Origin of the sequence: Ligilactobacillus equi DSM 15833 = JCM 10991 (assembly GCF_000615765.1) — a bacterium.
Lineage (GTDB): Bacteria > Bacillota > Bacilli > Lactobacillales > Lactobacillaceae > Ligilactobacillus > Ligilactobacillus equi.
The window spans coordinates 1-1,013 of sequence record NZ_BAMI01000138.1 but is presented as its reverse complement, the minus strand read 5'-3'; the positions used below and the strand labels follow the sequence as shown (position 1 = coordinate 1,013).

At 34.1% G+C, this 1,013-nt stretch carries 1 protein-coding gene; it reads left to right on the top strand.

The annotated features are described in order from the left end of the window. Nucleotides 1-319: 319 nt before the first annotated feature. A partial coding sequence (locus tag JCM10991_RS15325; protein WP_035189147.1) for a KxYKxGKxW signal peptide domain-containing protein occupies nucleotides 320-1,013 on the top strand: 694 nt, incomplete at its 3' end.

The following is a 1,013-nucleotide window of genomic DNA, read 5'->3' as shown; positions in this document are numbered from 1 at the left end:
ACTCAATTACATAAAGTGAGGGCTGTGGCAGAAAACAAAAAAGGATAAATATCTATATGAATGTTGAACTTAATGATAGCTTGAAAATACAAACAATCAAGGAACATTCATCTGTTTCAGAGATATTATCTAAATTAGCTAAAGAATATTTAGAAAAAAACAAAATAGCTCTTACGAGCTATCGAGTAGAGCTTATATCCCCCCACTAAAGTAGGGGGATTTACGCTCCTTTTTCATTAAAAAGCTTGTTTAGTGATAATTATTGAGCTAATATGAATTATTGATAATTCTATAGTTTTACATAATGGGGGACTTTTGTTTGAATAGAGAAATAAAAAAACGTTATAAAATGTATAAAGCAGGGAAGAACTGGGTAGTAGCGCCGCTTGTGTTTTTTGGCTTGATTGTGGGGATACATTCTGAGTTAAGAAGTGTTTCTGCTGACTCAATGTCAACAGCACAAGTCGAAGAAAAGGCGTCAAATAAAACATCGGCTGTCGTTGGTCAAGAGGATATAACGTTAAAGAATAGTGAGGATACTAGCCAATCAGAGGTAACTAAGGAAAGTGCTAATCAAGATAATATCAAAAATAAAGTAGAATCATCAGCGACAAAAAATGAAGTAATCGAAAATTCTAATGATGCTAGCATAACAAGAAGTCAAGTAACAGCAAATAAAGTTGAAACCAATAGCGTGGGCAATCAAGTTGATTCTGAATCAATTCACACCAATACACATGCTAATGAAGCAGCTTTTGATTCAGTTTATCTTAACGATGAAGGCCAGCTACATGTTGAAGGATGGCATGCAGCTGATGATTCTGAAAGTCAACAATCCGCTTGGATGATTGTTTATGATGCAACTACCAATCGTGAAATTAAACGTCAACAATATAATACTGTTGAACGTGCCGATGTAAAACGTGCTTACCCAACGATTTACAATGCCAAATATAGTGGCTTTAACTTAAATATTGATTTATCAAGCTATAATTTAGTCAACCATACCATTC